Genomic DNA, 19,778 nt, shown 5'->3' with positions numbered 1-19,778 from the left:
GAGGGCCAGACCCCGCCGCAAGAGACCGGCCCGCAGGAGACCGGCCCGCACCAGCCCGCGCGCGTCAGACCAGTTCGTCGCCGCGGGCGTCGTCGTCGCGTGCCGCCTGGTCGCGCGCGCTGACGCCGCCCTTCGAGGCGAGCAGCGTCTGCAGCGACTCGAGCCGTTCGCGTCCGACTTCTCCGAGCTCGCCGCCCTCGACGCGGTCGACGATCTCCCAGTCGTGCGCCTGATCGAGCGGCACGCCATCCGGCGGCGGCCCCTCGGCGGGCAACGCCAATGACGCGAACGACCGCAGGATGTTCTCGGGGTCGACGTGTCCGAGTCCGAATGAGCGGACACCCGGGGTGTCGATGATCCAGCCGCCGGTCGGCACCTTGAACGAGACCGTCGACGACGACGTGTGCCGCCCACGCCCGGTCACGGCGTTGACGATGCCGACCTCGCGCTGCGACCCGGTCAGCGCATTGACGAGCGTGGACTTGCCGACGCCCGAGTGCCCGACCGTCACCGTGACGTGCCCGTCGAGCAACGCGCGCAGCTCGTCCAGCACGGGCGAGGGCGAGCCGTCGTCGAGGGCGTCGAAGGACGTGGAGGTGGTGGTCACGATGCGCAGATCCAGGCACGAGAAATGCGCGGCGAACGGCTCGGGGTCGGCCAGGTCGGTCTTGGTGATGCAGAGGATCGGCTCGATGCCCGCGTCGAACGCCGCCACCATGTAGCGATCGACCAACCGGGGTCGCGGCTCCGGGTTGGCGGCCGCGACGACGATCAGCATCTGGTCGGCATTCGCGACGATGACGCGCTCGACGGCGTCGCTGTCGTCGGCGCTGCGGCGCAGCAACGTGGTGCGCTCGTGCACCCGGACGATGCGCGCGAGCGACCCCTCCGACCCCGACGTGTCACCGACGACGTCGACCCGGTCGCCCGTGACGACCGACTTCTTGCCGAGCTCTCGGGCGCGGGCCGTCGTGATCTCGCGCTCGTCGGGGGTACCGGCGTCCATCAGCACGCCGTAGCGTCCGCGGTCGACCGTCCAGACGACGCCCTCCTCGGCCCCGGCGTAGGCCGGGCGCTGCTTCGTCCGCGGCCGGTTGCCCTTCGGGTTCGGGCGCACCCGCACCGAGCTCTCGTCGTATTGCGAGTACTGCTCGTCGTCGTCGGCGTCCTCGCCGTCGCTCCACCAGCTCACCGGGCGGCCTACAGGAAGCCGAGCAGGTCGATGTCGGCCGGGCTCTCGTGCACGCCCCGACCGAGCAGGTCGTCCCAGAGCGACACGAACTGCGGCAGCGTCTTCGACGTCACGCGCACGTCGTCGACCTCGACACCCTCGACCGCGAGACCGATGATCGCCCCGGCCGTCGCCATGCGGTGGTCTTCGTACGAGCGCCACTGACCGGCGTGCAGGGGTGACGGCTCGAGGCGCAGGCCGTCCTCGAGCTCGGTCACGCGGCCGCCGAGCGCGTTGATCTCCGCGGCGAGTGCCTTGAGCCGATCGGTCTCGTGCCCGCGCAGGTGCCCGATGCCCGTGATCGTGCTGGGGCCGGAGGCGAGCGCCGCGAGAGCGACGAGGGCGGGGGCGAGCTCGCCACCGCGAGACAGGTCGACATCGACACCGGGCAGGGCACCCCCGCCGATGAGCCCGTCGCCCCCGTCGACGGTGAGCGTGTCGCCGTCGAGCGTGACCGTGGCACCCCAGAGCGGCAGCAGCTCGATGAGATCGGCACCGACCTGCGTCGTGTCGGCGGGCCAATGCGTGATCGACACCGTGCCTCCGGCGACGAGCGCCGCCACCAGGAAGGGCGCGGCATTCGACAGATCGGGCTCGATCGTGATCTCACGGCCCTCGATCGGAGTGGGCGGCACGACCCAGACGCCCCGCGACGGCGAGGTGACCTGGACGCCGCGCTGGGCGAGCACATCGATCGTCATCTCGATGTGCGGCAGGCTCGGCAGCGTCTCGCCGGTGTGCGTCAGCGTGAGGCCGCGCGCGAACCGTGGGGCGGACAGCAGCAGACCGGAGACGAACTGGCTCGAGGCGGATGCGTCGATCGACACGTCACCGCCCTCGACCTCGCCCGTGCCGTAGAGGCTGAACGGGAGGCTGCCGCGACCGTCGTCGGTCACGTCGACGCCGAGAGCGCGCAGCGACTCGATGGTCGTCTTCATCGGGCGACGTCGGGCGCTCTCGTCGCCGTCGAACGTGATGGGGCCCAGGGCGAGGGCCGCGAGAGGGGGAATGAACCGCATGACCGTGCCGGCCAGCCCGCAGTCGATCGTCGTGCCTCCGGTGAGCTCGCCCGGGGTGATCAGCAGATCGGGTCCGTACGGCTCGTCGTTGGGCACCTCGGTGATCGAGGTGCCGAGCGCCTTCAGGGCATCGATCATGAGCGCGCTGTCGCGCGAGTGCAGCGGGAGGCGCAGCGTCGACGGGCCGGAGGCGAGCGCCGAGAGCACCAGCTCGCGGTTCGTCAGCGACTTCGAGCCGGGCAGCGACAAGGAGGCGCGCAGCGGCCCCGACGCGCGGGGAGCGACCCAGCGCCCGTCGTCGGTCTCGGGCGTGTGACCGTCTTCGTAGGGGCTGAACTCGGGCCCGGAATACCTGAACACCTGCATAGGTTCACCACTGTATTGCAGCGAGAACCTGGAGGTCCTGTGCCCACTGCACTTGCACCCGAGCGGATCACCATCGCCGAACTAGAATCGGCCCTGATGACCTCCTCTGAGGGCGAAAGCCCCGAAACCGACACCATCGTCGACGCCGCGGCGCAGGCCGCCGAGGCGGAGACCAAGCGCGCCCTGTTCGAAGAGCAGGCCCTGCCGTTCATGGACCAGCTCTACGCCGCCGGCATGCGCATGACGCGCAACCCCGCCGACGCGTCCGACCTCGTGCAAGAGACGTTCGTCAAGGCGTTCGCCGCGTTCGGGCAGTTCCAGCAGGGCACCAACCTCAAGGCGTGGCTCTACCGCATCTTGACGAACACGTTCATCAACACGTATCGCAAGAAGCAGCGCGACCCGTACCAGAACTCGATCGACGAGCTCGAAGACTGGCAGCTGGGCGGCGCGCAGTCCGCGACGCACTCGACGGGCTCGACCCGCTCGGCCGAGGCCGAGGCGATCGACCACCTTCCCGACAGCGCCGTCAAGGACGCGCTGCAGAAGGTGCCCGAAGACTTCAGGATGGCCGTCTACTTCGCCGATGTCGAAGGGTTCTCGTACCAGGAGATCGCCGACATCATGAAGACCCCGGTCGGAACCGTCATGAGCCGGCTGCATCGTGGCCGCCGGCTCCTCCGTGAACTCCTCGCCGACTACGCCCGCGATCGCGGCATCGTGGTTCCCGCCGGCACGACGAAGGGCAGCAAGAAATGACCGACTGCGGATGCGACAAGGCCAAGGCCGAACTCGAGGAGTATCTGCACAACGAGCTCTGCCGTGAGGATGCGGCGGACATCCGCGAGCACATGCAGTCGTGCGCGGACTGCTCGGGCGAGCACAAGGTCGGCATCGTGCTGACCGAGGCCGTCCAGCGTGCGTGCCGCGAGACGGCACCCGAAGAGCTGCGCTCGACGGTGCTCGCTCGACTGCGCGCGCTGCAGGCCTCGCACTAGGGCGTCACACGGCCCCACCGTGCGCTAGCGTGCTGCCATGACCGCCACGGTGGAGCCCCTGGGCAGCCCGACCCCTGACGACCTCGACGATCTCGTGGACCTGATCCGCCTCCTCGGCTATGCGCTCGACTCGTCGACGCTGGAGGCGCGGCTCGCCCGTCTGACCGCGGAGGCCGGTCACGAGACGTGGGTCGTCCGCGACGCCGACGGGCGCATCCGGGCCGTCGCCGGGGCTCACGTGATGTACGCCTACAACGACGATGCGCCGACCGCGCAGCTCCTGCTGCTCGTCGTCCGCCCCGACGGTCGTCGTGACGGGCTCGGCTCGCACCTGCTCACGCACTTCGAGACCTGGGCGACCGGCCACGGGGCCCGCACGCTCAGCGCCGTCTCCGCCGCCGCGACCGACTCGGCGCACCGCTTCTACCAGAAGCGCGGGTACCACGAGGCCGGGGTCCGGTACTCGAAGCTCGCGTAGTCCCCGTCGCATCTCGCGTCGTTCGCCGAGGAGGCACGGCGCAGCTCGGACACACGAAGGCCGCGTCCCGAGTCGGGACGCGGCCTTCGTGCCGAGCGGCGCTAGAGCGAGAGCGCCCGGTTGATCAGCTCGTTCTGCTGCGATGCACTGGCCTTCGTCGAGCCGGCCGCGGGGGAGGCGGACGCCGGACGAGACGCGACCGTGATCGGGCGGTCGAGGTGCTTGGCGAGCTCGAGGACGACGAACGGCCAGGCGCCCTGGTTCTCGGGCTCCTCCTGAGCCCAGACGAGCTCGGCGTTCGGGTAGCGCGACAGCACCTCGCGGATGCGCTCGAGCGGCAGCGGGTAGAGCTGCTCGAGACGGATCAGCGCGATGTCGTTCTGCACGCCACGCTTCTCGAGCTCGGCCTGGAGGTCGTAGTGAATCTTGCCGGAGTGCAGCACGATCCGCTTCGTCTCGGTGGGCTCGGTGACCCGGGTGCAGTCGAGCACCGGCTCGAAGCGACCCGACGTGAAGTCGTCCACGCTGCTGGTCGCACCCCTGAGGCGCAACATCGCCTTCGGGGTGAACACGATGAGCGGGCGGCGCGGGCGCGCGTAGGCCTGACGGCGCAGCAGGTGGAAGTACGAGGCCGGCGTCGACGGACGCGCGATGGTCATGTTGTCCTCCGCGCACAGCTGGAGGAACCGCTCCATGCGGGCCGACGAGTGGTCGGGCCCCTGGCCTTCGTAGCCGTGCGGCAGCAGCAGGACGACGCTCGAGCGCTGACCCCACTTCTGCTCGGCGCTCGAGATGAACTCGTCGATGATGGTCTGCGCGCCGTTGCTGAAGTCGCCGAACTGCGCCTCCCACATGACGAGCGCGTCGGCCCGCTCGACCGAGTAGCCGTACTCGAAGCCCATGGCGGCGAACTCGCTCAGCAGCGAGTCGTAGATCCAGAGCTTCGCCTGGCTGTCGCTGACGTTCTGCAGCGGCAGCCACTCCTGGCCGTTCTCGCGGTCGTGCAGGACCGAGTGGCGCTGCACGAACGTGCCTCGACGCGTGTCCTGACCGGCGAGACGCACGGGCGTGCCCTCGGTCAGCACGGAGCCGATGGCGAGCAACTCGCCGAAGGCCCAGTCGATGCCACCGCTCCGGCTCATCTCGATGCGCTTCTTGAGCAGCTGCGAGAGCTTCGGGTGCACCGTGAAGCCGGCGGGCGGGTTGCCGTGGGCGTCGCCGATGGCGTGCACGAGGTCGACCGAGATACCGGTCGTCTCGGGCTCGCCCGCGCGGTCGTCGCGCTGGCTGACCGGACGCTCGAGGTCGGCGATGTCGTGCTCGTCGCCGGTGATCACCGGGATCGAGCCGGTCTGCGCGGCGTGCGTCTCGGCGAACGCGCGTTCGAGGCGGTCCTGGAAGTCGCGGTGCGCGCCGTCGTACTCCTCTTGCGTGATGTCGCCGCGACCGACGAGGGCCTCGGTGTACAGCGTGCGGACACTGCGCTTGGCCTCGATCAGGTTGTACATCAGCGGCTGCGTCATCGAGGGGTCGTCGCCCTCGTTGTGACCGCGGCGGCGGTAGCAGATCAGGTCGATGACGACGTCGCGCTTGAACTCCTGGCGGTACGCGAACGCCAGCTCGGCGACCCGGGCCACGGCCTCGGGGTCGTCGCCGTTGACGTGGAAGATGGGCGCCTGGATCGTCTTCGCGACGTCGGTCGAGTAGACCGAGGAGCGCGACTGCGACGGAGGCGTCGTGAAGCCGACCTGGTTGTTGATCACGATGTGCACGGTGCCGCCGACCTTGTAGCCGCGCAGCTGCGACATCTGCAGCGTCTCGACCACGACACCCTGACCGGCCATGGCCGCGTCGCCGTGGATGAGGATCGGCAGCACGCCGAACGTGCCCGCCGCCTTGCGGTCCTGCTTGGCGCGCACGATGCCCTCGAGAACGCCGTCGCCGGCCTCGAGGTGCGACGGGTTCGCCGCGATGTAGACCGGGACGGTCTCGCCCATCGCGCTCGTGAACTCGCCCTCGGTGCCGAGGTGGTACTTGACGTCGCCGGAGCCCTGGACGGTGCGCGGGTCCTGCGTGCCCTCGAACTCGCGGAAGATCTGCCCGTACGTCTTGCCGGCGATGTTCGTCAGCACGTTCAGGCGACCGCGGTGCGCCATGCCGATGGCCACCTCGTCGAGCTTCTCGTGCGCGGCCTGCTGGAGGATCGTGTCGAGCAGCGAGATCGCCGACTCGCCGCCCTCGAGGCTGAAGCGCTTCTGGCCGACGTACTTCGTCTGCAGGAAGGTCTCGAACGCCTCGGCCTCGTTCAGCTTCGCGAGGATGCGCATCTGCTCGTCCTGCGACGGCTTGACGTAGGGCACCTCGACGTGACGCTGCACCCACTCGCGCTGCTTCGGGTCTTGGATGTGCATGTACTCGATGCCGATGGTGCGGCAGTACGAGTCGCGGAGGATGCCGAGGATGTCGCGCAGCAGGGCGTTGGTGCGCCCGCCGAGACCGCCGGTGACGAACTCCCGGTCGAGGTCCCAGAACGTGAGCCCGTGGCTCTCGATCGCGAGGTCGGGGTGACTGCGCTGGCGGTATTCCAGCGGGTCGATGTCGGCCATCAGGTGCCCGCGGACGCGGTAGCTGTTGATCAGCTCCTGCACCCGGGCGGTCTTGTTGACGCGCTCGGCGAGGTTGACGTTGATGTCGGCGTTCCAGCGGATGGGCTCGTACGGGATGCGCAGCGCGGCGAAGATGCCGTCGTAGAAGCCGTCCTTGCCGATCAGCAGCTCGTGCACGATCTTCAGGAACTCGCCCGAGCCGGCGCCCTGGATGACGCGGTGGTCGTAGGTGCTGGTCAGCGTGATCGTCTTGCCGATGCCGAGCTCGATCAGCGTCTTCGACGCGGAGCCCTGGAACTCGGCCGGGTAGTCGAGGGCACCGGCACCGATGATCGAGCCCGCGCCCTTCATCAGGCGGGGCACGCTGTGCACCGTGCCGATGCCACCGGGGTTCGTGAGCGAGATCGTGTTGCCCGAGAAGTCGGCGGCCGTGAGCTTGTTGTTGCGGGCGCGCTTGACGACGTCCTCGTAGGCCGAGAGGAACTCGGCGAACGTCATCTCGTCGGCCTTCTTGATGCCGGGCACGAGCAGCGCTCGCGTGCCGTCGGGTTTCGGGATGTCGATCGCGAGACCGAGGTTGATGTGGGCCGGCGTGACGACGCTCGGCTTGCCGTCGACCTCGTCGTAGAAGACGTTCTGGCTGGGGAAGGTCTTCAGCGCCTGGACGAGCGCCCAGCCGATGAGGTGCGTGAACGACACCTTGCCGCCGCGGGCGCGCTTGAGGTGGTTGTTGATGACGATGCGGTTGTCGATCATCAGCTTGGCCGGGACGGTGCGGACACTCGTCGCGGTCGGCACGCTGAGGCTCGCGTCCATGTTCGTGGCGAGCGACTTCGCCATGCCGCGCAGCGGGGCGACGGTGTTCTCGGGTTCGGGGGTCGGCTGCTCGCTGACGGGCTTCTTGACCGGGGCCGTGCTCGGCGCGTCGGCCGGGATGGGCTGCGGCGACGGCTCGACCGACGTGGTGCGGGCCGCGCGCGGCTGACCGCTCGGCGCGGGGGCGGAACCGGAGGGCGCCGGAGGCGCGGGCTGGGCTGCGGCCTCGGCCGGTGCCGCGTCGTCGGAGGCAGTCACCTCGGTCGGGATCTGCGCCTGCCCGCCTTCGGACGACGCCTTCTGCCCGGACTCGGCAGGCGTGTACTGCTCGAGGATGGGCCACCAGGACTCGTCGACCGAGTTCTTGTCGACCAGGTACTGCTCGTACAGCTCGTCGACAAGCCATTCGTTCGCCCCGAACTCGGCGGCAGCGCCCTCGTCGGTCGTTCCGGTCACGTGGCTAGACACAGCCGATCGCCCACTCTCCGTTGATTGTTGATCAGTGGTGGGCCTCGCAGCCCACGGTGCCCCAGCTTAATCGCATCGTCGTGAGTATGGGGTCGAGACTCACAGGGGTTTACCGTTGTCCACATGCGGTTCTACGAGACGACACCCACGCACGACCTGACCTACTCCGATGTCTTCCTCGTTCCGAGCAGATCGGCGGTCACGAGTCGTCTCGACGTGTCGCTGGCTCCCGGCGACGGCACGGGGGCGACCATCCCGATCGTCTCGGCCAACATGAACTCCGTCACCGGGCCGCGCCTCGCCGCGACGCTCGCCCGACGCGGCGGCCTCGGTGTGCTGCCGCAGGACATGCCGCTGCAGCAGCTCGACGCGGCCATCCGCTGGGTCAAGGACCAGCCGGTCGACTACGACACGCCCTACACGCTGGCCCCGCACGAGACCGTCGCCGAGGCGCTGCGCAGCATCCCCGCCGTCGAGGGGCACGGGATCGTGCTGCACGACGACGACGGCCGCTACCTGGGCTGCATCGCCGCCTCGCGCCTCCTGACCGCTCCCAAGGACGCCGTGCTCGGCGACCTCCTGCACGGCGCCCTGACCTCGCTCGACGCGGACGACATCGACGGCCCGCGCGCGGCGTTCGACCGCATGGTCGCCGCCGACATCGACTTCGCACCCGTGCTGCGGCACGGCACCGTCATCGGCACCGTCAGCCGGAAGAGCGCCCTGCGCTCGACCCTCTACACCCCCGCCGTCGACGGCAACGGGCGGCTCCGGGTGGCCGCGGCCATCGGCATCAACGGCGACGTCGGCGAGAAGGCCCGCGCGCTCGCCGCCGCGGGCGTCGACGTCCTCGTCATCGACACCGCCCACGGCGATCAGGACGGGATGATCCGCGCGATCCGCACCGTCGCCTCCTTGTCCCTCGGGCTGCCGATCGTCGCCGGCAACGTCGTGACCGAGCAGGCCGTGCACCACCTCGTCGGTGCCGGCGCGACCATCGTCAAGGTCGGTGTCGGCCCGGGCGCGATGTGCACGACGCGCATGATGACGGCCGTCGGTCGACCGCAGTTCTCCGCCGTGCTCGAGACGGCCGCGGCCGCCAAGACGCTCGGTGCGCACGTCTGGGCCGACGGGGGAGTGCGCTACCCGCGCGACGTCGCCCTCGCGCTCGCCGCGGGCGCCGCCTCGGTGATGATCGGCTCGTGGTTCGCGGGCACGATCGAGGCTCCGGGCGAGCTCGCCGAGGACGCGTCCGGTCGTCTCTACAAGGAGAGCTGGGGCATGGCGTCGACGAAGGCGGTGCAGGGGCGCTTCGAGCGGCTCGACCCCTACGAGCTCGCGCGCAAGACGCTGTTCGCCGAGGGCATCTCGTCGTCGAAGATCTACCTCGACCCGCTCCGCCCGTCGGTCGAGGACCTGCTCGACATGATCACGTCCGGGGTCCGGAGCTCGTTCACCTATGCGGGCGCGACGTCGCTGCCCGAATTCGCACAGAGGGCACTGGTCGGCGTGCAGTCGGCCGCCGGATACGAAGAGGGCAAGGCGTTGCCCGTCAGCTGGTAGCCGACACGCCCGAGTGCCGATAGTCTTTTCCGACTATGGACGACCCTCCCTCTTCGACGTCTCTGCCCTCTCACCATCCGCACGCCGGGCGAGGTGACCGTTCTCTGTGAACGAGTGGTTATTGCTCGGCATCGGCCTCGTGCTCACGATCGGCACGGGACTGTTCGTGGCCAGCGAGTTCTCGCTGGTCAATCTCGATCGATCTGATCTCGAAGCGCGGCAGAAGCGCGGCGAGAAGGGCCTGGCCTCGACCATCGGGGCTCTCAAGGTCACCTCGACCCACCTGTCCAGCGCACAGCTCGGCATCACGCTGACGACGCTCCTCACCGGCTACACGATGGAGCCCGCGATCTCGCGGCTCATCGCACCGCCGTTGACGTTCGTCGGGGTGCCCGAGGGCGTCGTGACGGTCGGCGGGCCGATCGTCGCCATCGTCGTCGCGACCTTGCTCTCGATGATCGTCGGCGAGCTCGTGCCCAAGAACTTCGCCCTGGCGCTGCCGCTCAAGACCGCCAAGCTGGTCGTGCCGTTCCAGGTCGGCTTCACGGCCGTCTTCAAACCGGCCGTCGCGCTGCTGAACAACACGGCGAACGCCATCCTGCGCGGCATCGGCATCGAGCCGAAAGAAGAGCTCTCGGGCGCCCGCACGGCCGAGGAGCTCTCGTCGCTCGTGCGCCGCTCGGCGATGGAGGGCAGCCTCGACAGCGACACCGCGACGCTGCTCGCGCGCACGCTCGCGTTCAGCGACCACACCGCGTCCGATGTCATGACGCCCCGCCCGCGTCTCTCGACCGTCTCGCGCACCGACACCGCCACGACGGTGCTCGAGCTCGCGCGTCGGACGGGCTACTCGAGGTTCCCCGTGACCGACGACGGCATCGACGACGTGGTCGGACTCGTCCACGTCAAGCAGGCCGTCTCGGTGCCGCGCGAGAAACGGGCCGACGTGCCCGTCTCGGCGCTGCTCACGGACGCCACCCGCGTGCCCGAGACGATGAAGCTCGACAACCTGCTCACGGAGGTGCGCGGCCGTGGGTACCAGATGGCCGTCGTCGTCGACGAGTACGGCGGGACGGCCGGCGTCGTCACGCTCGAAGACCTGATCGAGGAGCTCGTCGGCGAGGTGTCCGACGAGCACGACCGCAGCCGTGTCGACGTGGTGCGGTCGCGCAACTGGCTGACCTTCCCCGGCATGCTGCGCCCGGACGAGCTGCTCGAGCGGGCCGCCGTCAAGGTGCCCGAAGAGGGCCCGTACGAGACCGTGGGCGGCTGGGTCATGAGCGAGCTCGGGCGTCTGCCGCGCGTCGGCGACATCGTGACGAACGACGACGGCGAGTTCCGTGTCGAACGGCTCGACGGCCGACGCATCGACCGCCTCCGGTTCACGCCGACCGCGGACGACGACGCGACCGACACGGACGGGGTGACCGGCGGGACCGACGCGACCCGCGCCTCCGACGCGACCCGCGCCTCCGACGCGACCCGCGCCTCCGGTCCTCGGAGCGACCGCCGCGCACCGTCGACGGCGGGTGACCGGTCGACCGACCGCGCCGGCTCCGTCACGACGGGAGGCACCCGATGAGCGACTGGTGGGGCATCGTCTGGCTCGTCGTGCTGCTGGCCGGCAACGCGTTCTTCGTCGCGGCGGAGTTCGCCGTCATCTCGGCGCGACGCTCGCAGATCGAGCCGAAGGCCGAGGCGGGCAACCGCGCGGCCAAGTCGGCGCTCTGGGCCATGGAGCACGCGACCATGATGCTGGCGACGACCCAGCTCGGCATCACGATCTGCTCGCTTCTGATCTTGAACGTGTCCGAGCCGTCGATCCACCACCTGCTCGAGGGGCCGCTCGGCCTCACCGGGCTGAGCGAGGAGGCCGTCGGCATCGCCGGCTTCGTCATCACGCTGGTGCTCGTGTCGTTCCTGCACGTCGTGTTCGGCGAGATGGTGCCGAAGAACATCTCGTTCTCGCTGCCCGATCGCGCGGCGCTGCTGTTGGCGCCGCCGCTCGTCATGATCGCGCGCGTGCTGCACGTCGCCGTCGTCGCGCTCAACTCGACGGCGAACGCCGTGCTGCGGCTCTTCCGTGTCGAGCCGAAGGACGAGGCGACGAGCGCGTACACGGTCGACGAGGTCGCGACGATCGTGGCGCAGTCCCGCCGCGAGGGCACGATCACGGATGCGAGCGGCACCGTCCAGGCCGCGTTCGAGTTCACCGAGAAGACCGTCGACGACGTCGCCGTGCCGATGAGCGACCTGGTCACGCTGCCCGAGGACGCGACTCCGAGCGACGTCGAGCGGGCGGTCGCCCAGCGCGGCTTCTCGCGCTACGTGCTCGTCGACGACGAGGCGGAGCCGACCGGCTACCTGCACCTGAAGGACGTCATCGACCTCGATGAGGACGAGTTCTTCGAGCCGGTGCCGCCGAAGCGCATCCGCCAGCTGATCTCGATCTACCTCGGCACCGACCTCGAGGACGCGCTCGCGACCATGCGCCGCAGCGGTGTGCACGTCGCCCGCTCGTTCGACGAGCGCGGGCAGACGCGGGGGGTGCTGTTCTTGGAGGACATCCTCGAGGAGCTGATCGGCGAGGTGCAGGACGCCACCCGGCGCCGCTGAGCGGCTCGCGGCAGACACGAGGAGGCGCGGTGCGGGTTCGACCCGCACCGCGCCTCCTCCGTGTGCCTACGCCGTGCGGAACGGCGCGCGCAGGTACTGCTTCGGCCAGTAGTCGAGCTCGACGCCCAGCTCGGCGGCCGCGCGCAGCGGGAAGTGCGGGTCGCGCAGGAACTCGCGCGCCATCAGCACGACGTCGGCACGGCCCGACGTGATGACCTCGTCGGCCTGGGTCGCCGACACGATGAGACCGACGGCCCCGGTCTCGACCTCGGCCTCGCGGCGCACGTGGTCGGCGAACGAGACCTGGTAGCCGAGCCCGACCGGGATGCTCACGCCGGCCACGAGGCCGCCGGTCGAGATGTCGAACAGGTCGGCTCCGGCGTCGCGGGCCCAGGCGGTGACGGTGGCGGTGTCGTCCTGGTTCCAGCCGCCGTCGGCCCAGTCGGTCGCCGAGAAGCGGACGAGCAGCGGCAGGTCGTCGCCGACCTCGGCCCGGACGGCGCGCACGACGTCGAGCAGCAGGCGGGCACGGTTCTCGAGCGAGCCGCCGAACTCGTCGGTGCGGAGGTTGCTGAGCGGCGACAGGAACTGGTGCAGCAGGTAGCCGTGCGCCGCGTGCAGCTCGATCAGGCCGAAGCCGGCGTCGACCGAACGGCGGGCGGCGGCACGGAACGCCTCGACCGTGTCGGCGATCTCGTCGACGGTGAGCTCGCGCGGCGTCGCGAAGCCCTCGAACGCGACGGCCGACGGGGCGACGGTCTGCCAGCCGCCGTCCGACTCGGGCACGCTGCCTTGCGTGTCGTTCCACGGGCGGTAGGTCGAGCCCTTGCGACCCGCGTGGGCGAGCTGGACGCCGGGCACGCTGCCCTGCGAGCGGATGAACTCGGTGATCGGCACGAACGCGTCGCGCTGGGCGTCGGTCCAGATGCCGAGGTCCTCCGGCGAGATGCGGCCCTCGGGGGTGACGGCCGTGGCCTCGGCGATGACCGCACCCGCGCCTCCGCGGGCGAGCGAGCCGAGGTGGACGAGGTGCCACGGGGTGGGCACACCGTCGCGCTGCTCGACCGAGTACTGGCACATCGGTGCCACCCAGAGTCGGTTGCGGAACTCGGTGGAGCGGAGGGTGAGGGGCGTGAAGAGAGACGGGGAGATGACGATGGCCTTTCGGGGTGGGATCAGGAGGCGGTGGCGAGCGACTGCAGGAAGCTCTCGAGCTCCGCGGGCGTCGTGAAGACGTGGCCCGTGATGCCGAGGGCCTCCGCCGCGTCGACGTTGACCTTCTTGTTGTCGATGAACACCGTGTCGGCCGCGGATGTTCCGAGTTCGGTCAACACGTGCTCGTAGATGGACGCCGCCGGCTTGAGGTCGTCGAGCTCGGCGCTGACGAAGACGCGCTCGAAGAACGCGCCGAGGGGCGACGAACGGAAGGGCGAGCCGAAGTCGAAGCCGGCGTTCGACAGGATCGCCAACCGGGTGCCGCCCTCGTGCAGGCGCTCGATCAGGTCGACGGTGCCGGTCTCGGGCGTCAGCCACGACGAGAAGTCGACGTACCAGAGCTCGTGGATGCGCGAGGCGGTCAGCGTGACGCCGATGTCGCGGGCGATCGTCGTCCAGTACTCGGTGACGCTGAGGCGACCGTGGTCGAGGGCCTCGCGGTGCTCGCCGTAGCTCGCCCAGAACTGCTCGGCCGTGGGCGCCCGACCGTCGAGACCGACGCCGACGAGCATCTCGAGCGTGGTGCGCGCCGCCTTCGACGGCGATAGCGAGATCACCTCGCCGTAATCGAAGACGACCACACGACCGGGGATGCTGATGCTCATGGCCACACCGTAGCGGAGGCGTGTGACATGCCCGTCGATCGCGCCGACCGCCGTCGGGACAGCTCGGGTGGGACGGCCTAACGTGGGTCGGATGACCGACGCATTCGCCTGGACCCCCGCCGACGCCTCGTCCTGGATCGCCGTGCCCCGGTCCGACGACGACAAGTACAGCCGCGGTGTGCTCGGTATGGCGACCGGCTCCGACCAGTACCCGGGCGCGGCCGTGCTCGGCGTCGAGGCCGCGCTGCACACCGGCGTCGGCATGCTGCGCTATCTCGGCCCCGACCGGGCGGCATCGTACGTGCTGCACCGCCGCCCCGAGGCCGTCACGAGCGAGGGACGGGTCCAGGCGTGGCTGCTCGGCTCGGGCATCGACCCGGACCACCTCGACGACGTGACGGAGGCGCGGTTCGCGACGGCCGCCTCCTCGGGGCTGCCCGTCGTGCTCGACGCGGGCGCACTGCCGCTGCGCGAGCGCGTGCAAGGGGCCGTCGTCGTGACGCCGCACTATCGCGAGCTCGCGAAGGCGACGGGGCGGGACGCCTCCGACATCGCCGCCGACCCGGCACGGGCGGCGCGCGAGACCGCCGAGCAGTGGGGTTGCGTCGTGCTGGTGAAGGGGCACGACACGTATGTCGCGGCTCCCGGTGGGCTGCTGCTCGTGGCCTCGAGCGGCACGCCGTGGCTCGCGACCGCCGGCACGGGCGACGCGCTCGGGGGAGTGCTCGGGGCGCTCGTCGCCACCCACGCCGACGAGCTGGGCGAGGACGCCGAGCGCGAAGGAGGCACGGGTCGGCTCGACACGCTGGCCCGCCTCGCGGCCTCGGCGGCCGTCGTCCACGGGCTCGCGGCCCGCCGGGCGAGCGCCGGTGGCCCGCTCACCGTGCTCGGGCTGATCGACGCGCTGCCCGCGACGATCGCGGGGCTGCTCGCCGACCGCGCCTGAGCGCGACCGACGGCCGTCGCGACGAGCGGGCCCGCCGCCGCTAGCTGGAGGGCGTCGCCGCGACGAGGAACTCGATCGTGCCCTGCTTCTGCACCTCGACGAAACCGAGACTCGGGGCCTCGACGCCGTAGTCGGCGAACGTGACGGGGATCGAGCCGCTCACCTGCGCGCCGTCGCCCGAGAGTGCCGCCTGCAGGTCGACCGTGACGTCCTTCGTCACGCCGTGCATGGTGAGCGTGCCGGTGGCCTTCATCGTCGAGACGGCGCCGTCGGACGGCACGGCCGCCTCGATGGGCTGGGTCAGCGTGAACGTCGCGGTGGGGAACTGCTCGACCTCGAGGGCGTTGTTGCGGAAGTACTGGTCGCGGTTCGAGCTGTCGGTCTTGATGTCGCCGACCTCGACGTCGACGGTCGCCGCGGTGATGTTCTTGCCGTCGACGGTGACGGAGCCGGTGACCTTGTCGGTCGTGCCGACGACGGTGACGTCGGTGCCGTTCAGCACCTCGTCGACCCGGTAGCCGGCCTTGCTGCCGCTGCCGACGGTCCAGTCGCCGCTGAGCTTGCTGGCGTCGAGGGTGGAGGTGCCGGGGGTGAGGGAGACGGTCGGTGCCGCCTCCGGCTGGCCGACGATCACGTCCCGGTAGAAAATGGGGCCGGCGATGGCGGCGGTTGCCCCGAGGCCGACGACGACGACGGCTGCGACACCGAGCGAGAGTGCGGTCTTCTTCTTCTTCATGCGAATCATGATGACGTGTCATCGCACCCCGTGGCTGGGAGTCGGCCTGCGCCTCCTGGGAATCCGCGCCCGGCGCTGAGCGTCTCTCTCGTCTCCGATCGATGTGTCGCGTCGGGTCGATGTTGCGCCCGAACATCGACCCGACGCGACACATCGTTGGGGGGAGGCTGAGGGAAGTCGAGGGAAGGGGGCGGATAACCTGTCCCCATGTCGACAGTGCGGGCCGTGGCCACTTCGCGGATCGCCCTCTGGGCCGCCTTCGTCGCGGTCAACGTCTGGCTCGCCTGGCTGAGTCTCGCCGGTGGCAGCCGGATGATGGGCGACATCGACCGCGTCTACGCGATCTGGATGGACCAGGGCGTCAAGGAGGGCTTCTGGGTCGGCATCGACGTGCCCTGGGTCTACCCGATGCTGGCGCTCGTGCCGATGCTGATCTCGCATCTGGGGGGCTTCGGCGGGGACGGCGTGGTGTGGATGGTCCTCGTTGCCGTTCTCAACGCCGGTGCCTTCGTCGTTCTGACGTCGGGCTCGTGGGCCGCTCGACGCGGTGTCGCGGCGGCGTGGTGGTGGATCGCCTTCCTGTTCGTGCTCGGGCCGATCGCGATGGCCCGCATCGACGCCATCACCGTGCCGCTCGCGCTCGTCGGCATGCTCGTGCTGGCCAAGCGCCCCCACCTCGCCGGGGTCTTGCTCGCCGTCGCCGCCTGGGTGAAGGTGTGGCCGGCGGCCCTCGTGCTCGCGGCGGTCGTCGCCGTCCGGAGGCGCGGGTCGGTGCTCGTGGGCGCCGTCGCCACGAGCGTCGTGGTCGTCGCCGTCGCACTCGCGCTCGGCAGCGGCTGGAACGTCTTCGGCTTCGTGAGCCAGCAGGCAGGCCGCGGGTTGCAGGTCGAGTCGCCGGCGGCGACGCCCTGGCTGTGGCAGGTGGCGGCACACGTGCCGGGTGCCGCCGTGTACTACGACCAGATCATCCTCACGTATCAGGTGGCCGGGCCGGGTGTCGCGTTCGCGGCGCGCGCGACGACCGTCGTCATGGCGATCGTGATGCTCGGGGTGCTCCTGCTGGGCGTCTGGGCCGTGCGGGCGGGTGTACCGGCACCGCGCCTCCTCGGTGCCCTGTCGCTCGCCTTGGTCATCGGGCTCATCGCGACGAACAAGGTCGGCTCGCCCCAGTTCGTGTCGTGGTTGGCCGTGCCGGTCGTGGTCGGGATCGTGCTGGCGTCCCGTGGTGGCCCGTCGTTCAGGGTGCCGGCGGTCATAGCGCTCGCGATCGGTCTGCTGACGCAGCTCGTCTACCCGCTCTACTACGAAGGCGTGCTCGGCGGTCAGCCGCTCATGGTGGCCGTGATCACGGTGCGGAACGGCCTCGAGGTCGCCCTGCTCGTCGTGTCGGTCGTCATGCTCTGGCGGGTCGGGACGGCACAGCCGGGGGCGCCGCGGTCGTGGTGGACACGCGACGTGCGCTCGGCCGACCACGACGACGCCGCCGATGCCAGACTGGGCGCATGATCGTCGCATTCTCCGTCGCACCCAGTGGTGGCCCCGCCGCCGGCAGCGAGAGCGACTCGGTGCACGACGCCGTGGCCGCGGCCGTCGCCGTCGTGCGCGAGTCCGGACTGCCGAACCGCACCTCCTCGATGTTCACCGAGATCGAGGGCGAGTGGGACGAGGTCATGGACGTCGTCAAGCGTGCCACCGAGGCGGTCGGGCGCTACGGTACCCGCGTCTCGCTCGTGCTCAAGGCCGACATCCGGCCCGGGCACACGGGCGAGCTCGACGGCAAGGTCGAGCGCCTCGAAGCGGCGCTCGACGCGCGCGGCTGAGTCGACGGGATCTCGTCTCGGGTCTCGGCGAGCCCCCACGGTGTCGCCGGGACGGCGTAGGATTCGTCAGGCGTCGGTCGAATCGATTCGGCGCCGCACGGTTCGCCCGAACCGACCTAGTCGCCGCCTCGACGTGGAGTCCGGCCGTCTCCCTCCGCCTCGATCTGCAAAGGCCTGCCCGTGATCACCCTGACGACGCGTCGCCGCACGTTCGCCCTCATCGCCCTGGCCCTCGGCGGCTTCGGCATCGGCTCCACCGAGTTCGTCGCGATGGGCCTGCTGCCGAACATCGCCCGCGATCTGCTGCCGACCCTGTACGCGTCGTCGTCCGAGGAGGGCATCGCGCAGGCCGGCTGGCTCGTGAGCGCCTACGCCCTGGGCGTCGTCGTCGGTGCGCCGACCATCGCCGCCATGTCGTCGCACCTGCCGAAGAAGAAGCTGCTGCTCGGCCTGCTCGCGTTCTTCGTCGTCGGCACCGTCGCCTCGGCCGTGCTGCCGTCGTTCGGCTGGGTGCTCGCCGCCCGGTTCTTCGCGGGCCTGCCGCACGGCGCCTACTTCGGCATCGCCTCGATCGTCGCCGCGACGATCATGGGCCCGGGCAACCGCGGCAAGGGTGTCGCGCTCGTGCTCAGCGGTCTGACGATCGCGAACATCATCGGCGTGCCCAGCATCACCTGGCTCGGTCAGCAGGCCGGCTGGCGCGTCGCCTACCTCGCCGTCGCCGCGATCTTCGCGCTGACCTTCGTCGCCGTCTCGCTCGCGGTGCCCCGCCTCGAGGGCGATTCGTCGGCGTCGATGCGTCGCGAGCTCAGTGCCTTCAAGAAGCCGCAGGTCTGGCTCGTCATGGGCATCGGAGCGATCGGGTTCGGCGGCTTCTTCGCCGTCTACAGCTACATCGCCAACGCGGTCACCGACGGTCTCGGCGTGAACGAGGGCGTCGTGCCGTGGGTGCTCGTCGGCGTCGGTGTCGGCATGACGATCGGCAACCTCGTCGGTGGCTGGGCCGCCGACAAGAACTTGAAGCTCGCTATCTACGCCGGCTTCTTCGGTCTCATCGTCGCGCTCGTGCTGTACGCGCTCACGGTCGACCACCTCGTCGGCATCTTCGTGTCGACCTTCCTCGTCGGAATGCTCGGCTCGATGATCGGCCCGAGCGTGCAGTCGCGCCTGATGGAGGTCGCCGGCGAGAGCCAGGTCATCGGCGCCGCCCTCAACCACTCGTCGATGAATCTCGGAAACAGCTTCGGCGCCTACCTCGGCGGTGCGGTCATCGCGGCCGGCTTCGGGTTCGCCGCGCCGGGGTGGGCCGGTGTCGTGCTCGCGGCCGCCGGCGTCGTGCTGACCGTGGTCAGCTTCGGGCTGCAGCGCCACGGCGACCAGCGCGCCGCTGCCGCGTGCGCCGCCGCCGAGGCCGCGGACGTCCGGGAGGACACCGACACCGGGTCGCTGTTCGTCGTCAAGCAGTAGGAGGCGCGGTGCCGGCGTGAGGCCCGCACCTCCTCGTCTCGCGAAGAACCCCGTTGCGGAAGAAGAACCCCGTTCGTACGGGGTTCTTCTTCCGCAACGGGGTTCTGGGCGTTGCGAGCGGGGGTGCCGAGCTAGAAGCTCGACTGCTGCGGCAGGTCGGTCTGCAGCAGGATGCCGTCCTGGATGGCGCGCTTCCGCAGCGCGACCTTCGTGCCGACGTCGTAACCGGCCACGCGGTACTTCTCGCGGATGCGCTTGAGGTAGCTCTTCGCCGTCTCCTCGCTGATGCCGAGCTGGTAGGCCACGGCCTTGACGGGCTCCCCACCGCCGTAGAGGGCCATCACCCGTCGCTCTTGCGCGCTGAGCTTCGGCACCCCGCCGACCTCGGCCGCGTTGAGGGCCAGGTCGAGCTCGGCCGAGATGTACGACTCGCCGTTGGAGGCCGACCGGATCGCCTCGACGATCATCTCGGCGTCCTCGCTCTTGACCAGGTAGCCGAGGGCTCCGGCGGCCAGCGCCTCGCGGACGACGTTCGGCTCGGAGTACGTGCTCATCAGGACGGTCTTGACACCCGTGGTCTTCAGCGTGTTGATCTTGAGCGAGATCGGGATGTTGTCCTTCAGGTCGAGGTCGAGCAGCACGACGTCGACGGGGAACTCGGGGTGCGTCAGCAGCTCGGGCCACGATGCCACGGCGGCGACCATCGAGATGTCGCTGGCGGCGCCGCGGATCCACTCGCTGAGGGCGCCGAGCAACATCTTGTGGTCGTCGACCAATGCGAGTCGGATGCGGTCGTCAGGAGTCGACACAGGGAGGACCTTCTTTCGG

General features: G+C 70.2%; 17 protein-coding genes. 10 read left to right on the top strand and 7 right to left on the bottom strand.

The features are described 5' to 3' along the window. Window positions 1-64: 64 nt before the first annotated feature. Window positions 65-1,192, bottom strand: coding sequence for a ribosome small subunit-dependent GTPase A (gene rsgA, locus ACPEEZ_RS09395; protein ID WP_423917920.1), 1,128 nt, complete (start codon window positions 1,190-1,192; stop codon window positions 65-67). Window positions 1,193-1,200: 8 nt separating this feature from the next. Then, entirely contained in the window at window positions 1,201-2,616 is a 1,416-nt protein-coding gene (gene aroA / locus ACPEEZ_RS09390; RefSeq protein ID WP_423917917.1) for a 3-phosphoshikimate 1-carboxyvinyltransferase, read from the bottom strand. 96 nt (window positions 2,617-2,712) lie between these two features. Here aroA and ACPEEZ_RS09385 point away from each other — a divergent pair, with 96 nt between their 5' ends. From ACPEEZ_RS09385 to ACPEEZ_RS09375, 3 genes are read left to right on the top strand one after another with little or no spacing between them, the layout of a single operon-like run. Next, a complete protein-coding gene (locus ACPEEZ_RS09385; protein ID WP_423917914.1) occupies window positions 2,713-3,375 on the top strand; it encodes a sigma-70 family RNA polymerase sigma factor in 663 nt (220 codons plus the stop codon). Then, a complete protein-coding gene (locus ACPEEZ_RS09380; RefSeq protein WP_423917911.1) occupies window positions 3,372-3,614 on the top strand; it encodes a zf-HC2 domain-containing protein in 243 nt (80 codons plus the stop codon). The genes ACPEEZ_RS09385 and ACPEEZ_RS09380 overlap by 4 nt, the downstream gene beginning before the upstream one ends. A 37-nt stretch (window positions 3,615-3,651) precedes the next feature. Then, window positions 3,652-4,092: a GNAT family N-acetyltransferase gene (locus ACPEEZ_RS09375; protein WP_423917909.1), complete on the top strand. Its 441-nt coding sequence runs from the start codon at window positions 3,652-3,654 to the stop codon at window positions 4,090-4,092. Between the two features lie 101 nt (window positions 4,093-4,193). On the opposite strand, the gene ACPEEZ_RS09370 is transcribed toward ACPEEZ_RS09375, so the two are convergent. Continuing rightward, a complete protein-coding gene (locus ACPEEZ_RS09370) occupies window positions 4,194-7,982 on the bottom strand; it encodes a multifunctional oxoglutarate decarboxylase/oxoglutarate dehydrogenase thiamine pyrophosphate-binding subunit/dihydrolipoyllysine-residue succinyltransferase subunit (protein ID WP_423917906.1) in 3,789 nt (1,262 codons plus the stop codon). 123 nt (window positions 7,983-8,105) lie between these two features. Here ACPEEZ_RS09370 and ACPEEZ_RS09365 point away from each other — a divergent pair, with 123 nt between their 5' ends. The 3 genes from ACPEEZ_RS09365 (at window position 8,106) to ACPEEZ_RS09355 (ending at window position 12,161) form a co-directional block, all read left to right on the top strand. After that, entirely contained in the window at window positions 8,106-9,545 is a 1,440-nt protein-coding gene (locus ACPEEZ_RS09365; RefSeq protein WP_423917904.1) for a GuaB1 family IMP dehydrogenase-related protein, read from the top strand. 106 nt (window positions 9,546-9,651) lie between these two features. Further along, window positions 9,652-11,127 carry a hemolysin family protein gene (locus ACPEEZ_RS09360; RefSeq protein ID WP_423917901.1) on the top strand — a complete coding sequence of 492 codons (1,476 nt, stop codon included), beginning with the start codon at window positions 9,652-9,654 and terminating at the stop codon, window positions 11,125-11,127. Beyond that, window positions 11,124-12,161, top strand: coding sequence for a hemolysin family protein (locus ACPEEZ_RS09355; protein WP_423917898.1), 1,038 nt, complete (start codon window positions 11,124-11,126; stop codon window positions 12,159-12,161). Before ACPEEZ_RS09360 ends, ACPEEZ_RS09355 begins: the two co-directional genes overlap by 4 nt. 66 nt (window positions 12,162-12,227) lie before the next feature. On the opposite strand, the gene ACPEEZ_RS09350 is transcribed toward ACPEEZ_RS09355, so the two are convergent. Continuing rightward, complete coding sequence (locus ACPEEZ_RS09350) at window positions 12,228-13,313, bottom strand: NADH:flavin oxidoreductase/NADH oxidase (RefSeq protein WP_423924224.1); 1,086 nt, start codon at window positions 13,311-13,313, stop codon at window positions 12,228-12,230. 23 nt (window positions 13,314-13,336) lie between these two features. After that, window positions 13,337-13,981, bottom strand: a complete 645-nt coding sequence (locus ACPEEZ_RS09345; protein WP_423917895.1) for an HAD family hydrolase — start codon at window positions 13,979-13,981, stop codon at window positions 13,337-13,339. A gap of 91 nt (window positions 13,982-14,072) precedes the next feature. On the opposite strand from ACPEEZ_RS09345, the gene ACPEEZ_RS09340 reads away from it, so the two are divergent. Further along, window positions 14,073-14,927, top strand: a complete 855-nt coding sequence (locus ACPEEZ_RS09340; protein ID WP_423917892.1) for an ADP-dependent NAD(P)H-hydrate dehydratase — start codon at window positions 14,073-14,075, stop codon at window positions 14,925-14,927. Window positions 14,928-14,967: 40 nt separating this feature from the next. On the opposite strand, the gene ACPEEZ_RS09335 is transcribed toward ACPEEZ_RS09340, so the two are convergent. Further along, window positions 14,968-15,663: a YceI family protein gene (locus ACPEEZ_RS09335; RefSeq protein ID WP_423917889.1), complete on the bottom strand. Its 696-nt coding sequence runs from the start codon at window positions 15,661-15,663 to the stop codon at window positions 14,968-14,970. Between the two features lie 225 nt (window positions 15,664-15,888). On the opposite strand from ACPEEZ_RS09335, the gene ACPEEZ_RS09330 reads away from it, so the two are divergent. The 3 genes from ACPEEZ_RS09330 (at window position 15,889) to ACPEEZ_RS09320 (ending at window position 18,950) form a co-directional block, all read left to right on the top strand. Further along, window positions 15,889-17,169 carry a glycosyltransferase 87 family protein gene (locus ACPEEZ_RS09330; protein WP_423917887.1) on the top strand — a complete coding sequence of 427 codons (1,281 nt, stop codon included), beginning with the start codon at window positions 15,889-15,891 and terminating at the stop codon, window positions 17,167-17,169. After that, on the top strand, window positions 17,166-17,483 hold the full coding sequence (locus tag ACPEEZ_RS09325; protein ID WP_423917884.1) for a thiamine-binding protein: 318 nt from the start codon (window positions 17,166-17,168) through the stop codon (window positions 17,481-17,483). The genes ACPEEZ_RS09330 and ACPEEZ_RS09325 overlap by 4 nt, the downstream gene beginning before the upstream one ends. Before the next feature lie 180 nt (window positions 17,484-17,663). Continuing rightward, window positions 17,664-18,950: an MFS transporter gene (locus tag ACPEEZ_RS09320; protein ID WP_423917882.1), complete on the top strand. Its 1,287-nt coding sequence runs from the start codon at window positions 17,664-17,666 to the stop codon at window positions 18,948-18,950. 131 nt (window positions 18,951-19,081) lie between these two features. Here ACPEEZ_RS09320 and ACPEEZ_RS09315 read toward each other — a convergent pair whose 3' ends face one another. After that, entirely contained in the window at window positions 19,082-19,759 is a 678-nt protein-coding gene (locus tag ACPEEZ_RS09315) for a response regulator (RefSeq protein WP_423917879.1), read from the bottom strand. Window positions 19,760-19,778 lie beyond the last annotated feature (19 nt).

It is taken from the genome of Frigoribacterium sp. 2-23 (genome assembly GCF_049601585.1).
Classification (GTDB): domain Bacteria; phylum Actinomycetota; class Actinomycetes; order Actinomycetales; family Microbacteriaceae; genus Frigoribacterium.
The sequence above is the reverse complement of the archived record's forward strand: the minus strand, read 5'-3'. Positions and strand labels throughout refer to the sequence as shown.

Bases quoted from the DNA above. Each gene is read 5' to 3' on its own strand.
- aroA (WP_423917917.1), bottom strand. From the start codon at position 2,616: ATGCAGGTGTTCAGGTATTCCGGGCCCGAGTTCAGCCCCTACGAAGAC.
- ACPEEZ_RS09385 (WP_423917914.1), top strand. From the start codon at position 2,713: ATGACCTCCTCTGAGGGCGAAAGCCCCGAAACCGACACCATCGTCGAC.
- ACPEEZ_RS09380 (WP_423917911.1), top strand. From the start codon at position 3,372: ATGACCGACTGCGGATGCGACAAGGCCAAGGCCGAACTCGAGGAGTAT.
- ACPEEZ_RS09375 (WP_423917909.1), top strand. From the start codon at position 3,652: ATGACCGCCACGGTGGAGCCCCTGGGCAGCCCGACCCCTGACGACCTC.
- ACPEEZ_RS09365 (WP_423917904.1), top strand. From the start codon at position 8,106: ATGCGGTTCTACGAGACGACACCCACGCACGACCTGACCTACTCCGAT.
- ACPEEZ_RS09355 (WP_423917898.1), top strand. From the start codon at position 11,124: ATGAGCGACTGGTGGGGCATCGTCTGGCTCGTCGTGCTGCTGGCCGGC.
- ACPEEZ_RS09345 (WP_423917895.1), bottom strand. From the start codon at position 13,981: ATGAGCATCAGCATCCCCGGTCGTGTGGTCGTCTTCGATTACGGCGAG.
- ACPEEZ_RS09340 (WP_423917892.1), top strand. From the start codon at position 14,073: ATGACCGACGCATTCGCCTGGACCCCCGCCGACGCCTCGTCCTGGATC.
- ACPEEZ_RS09335 (WP_423917889.1), bottom strand. From the start codon at position 15,663: ATGAAGAAGAAGAAGACCGCACTCTCGCTCGGTGTCGCAGCCGTCGTC.
- ACPEEZ_RS09325 (WP_423917884.1), top strand. From the start codon at position 17,166: ATGATCGTCGCATTCTCCGTCGCACCCAGTGGTGGCCCCGCCGCCGGC.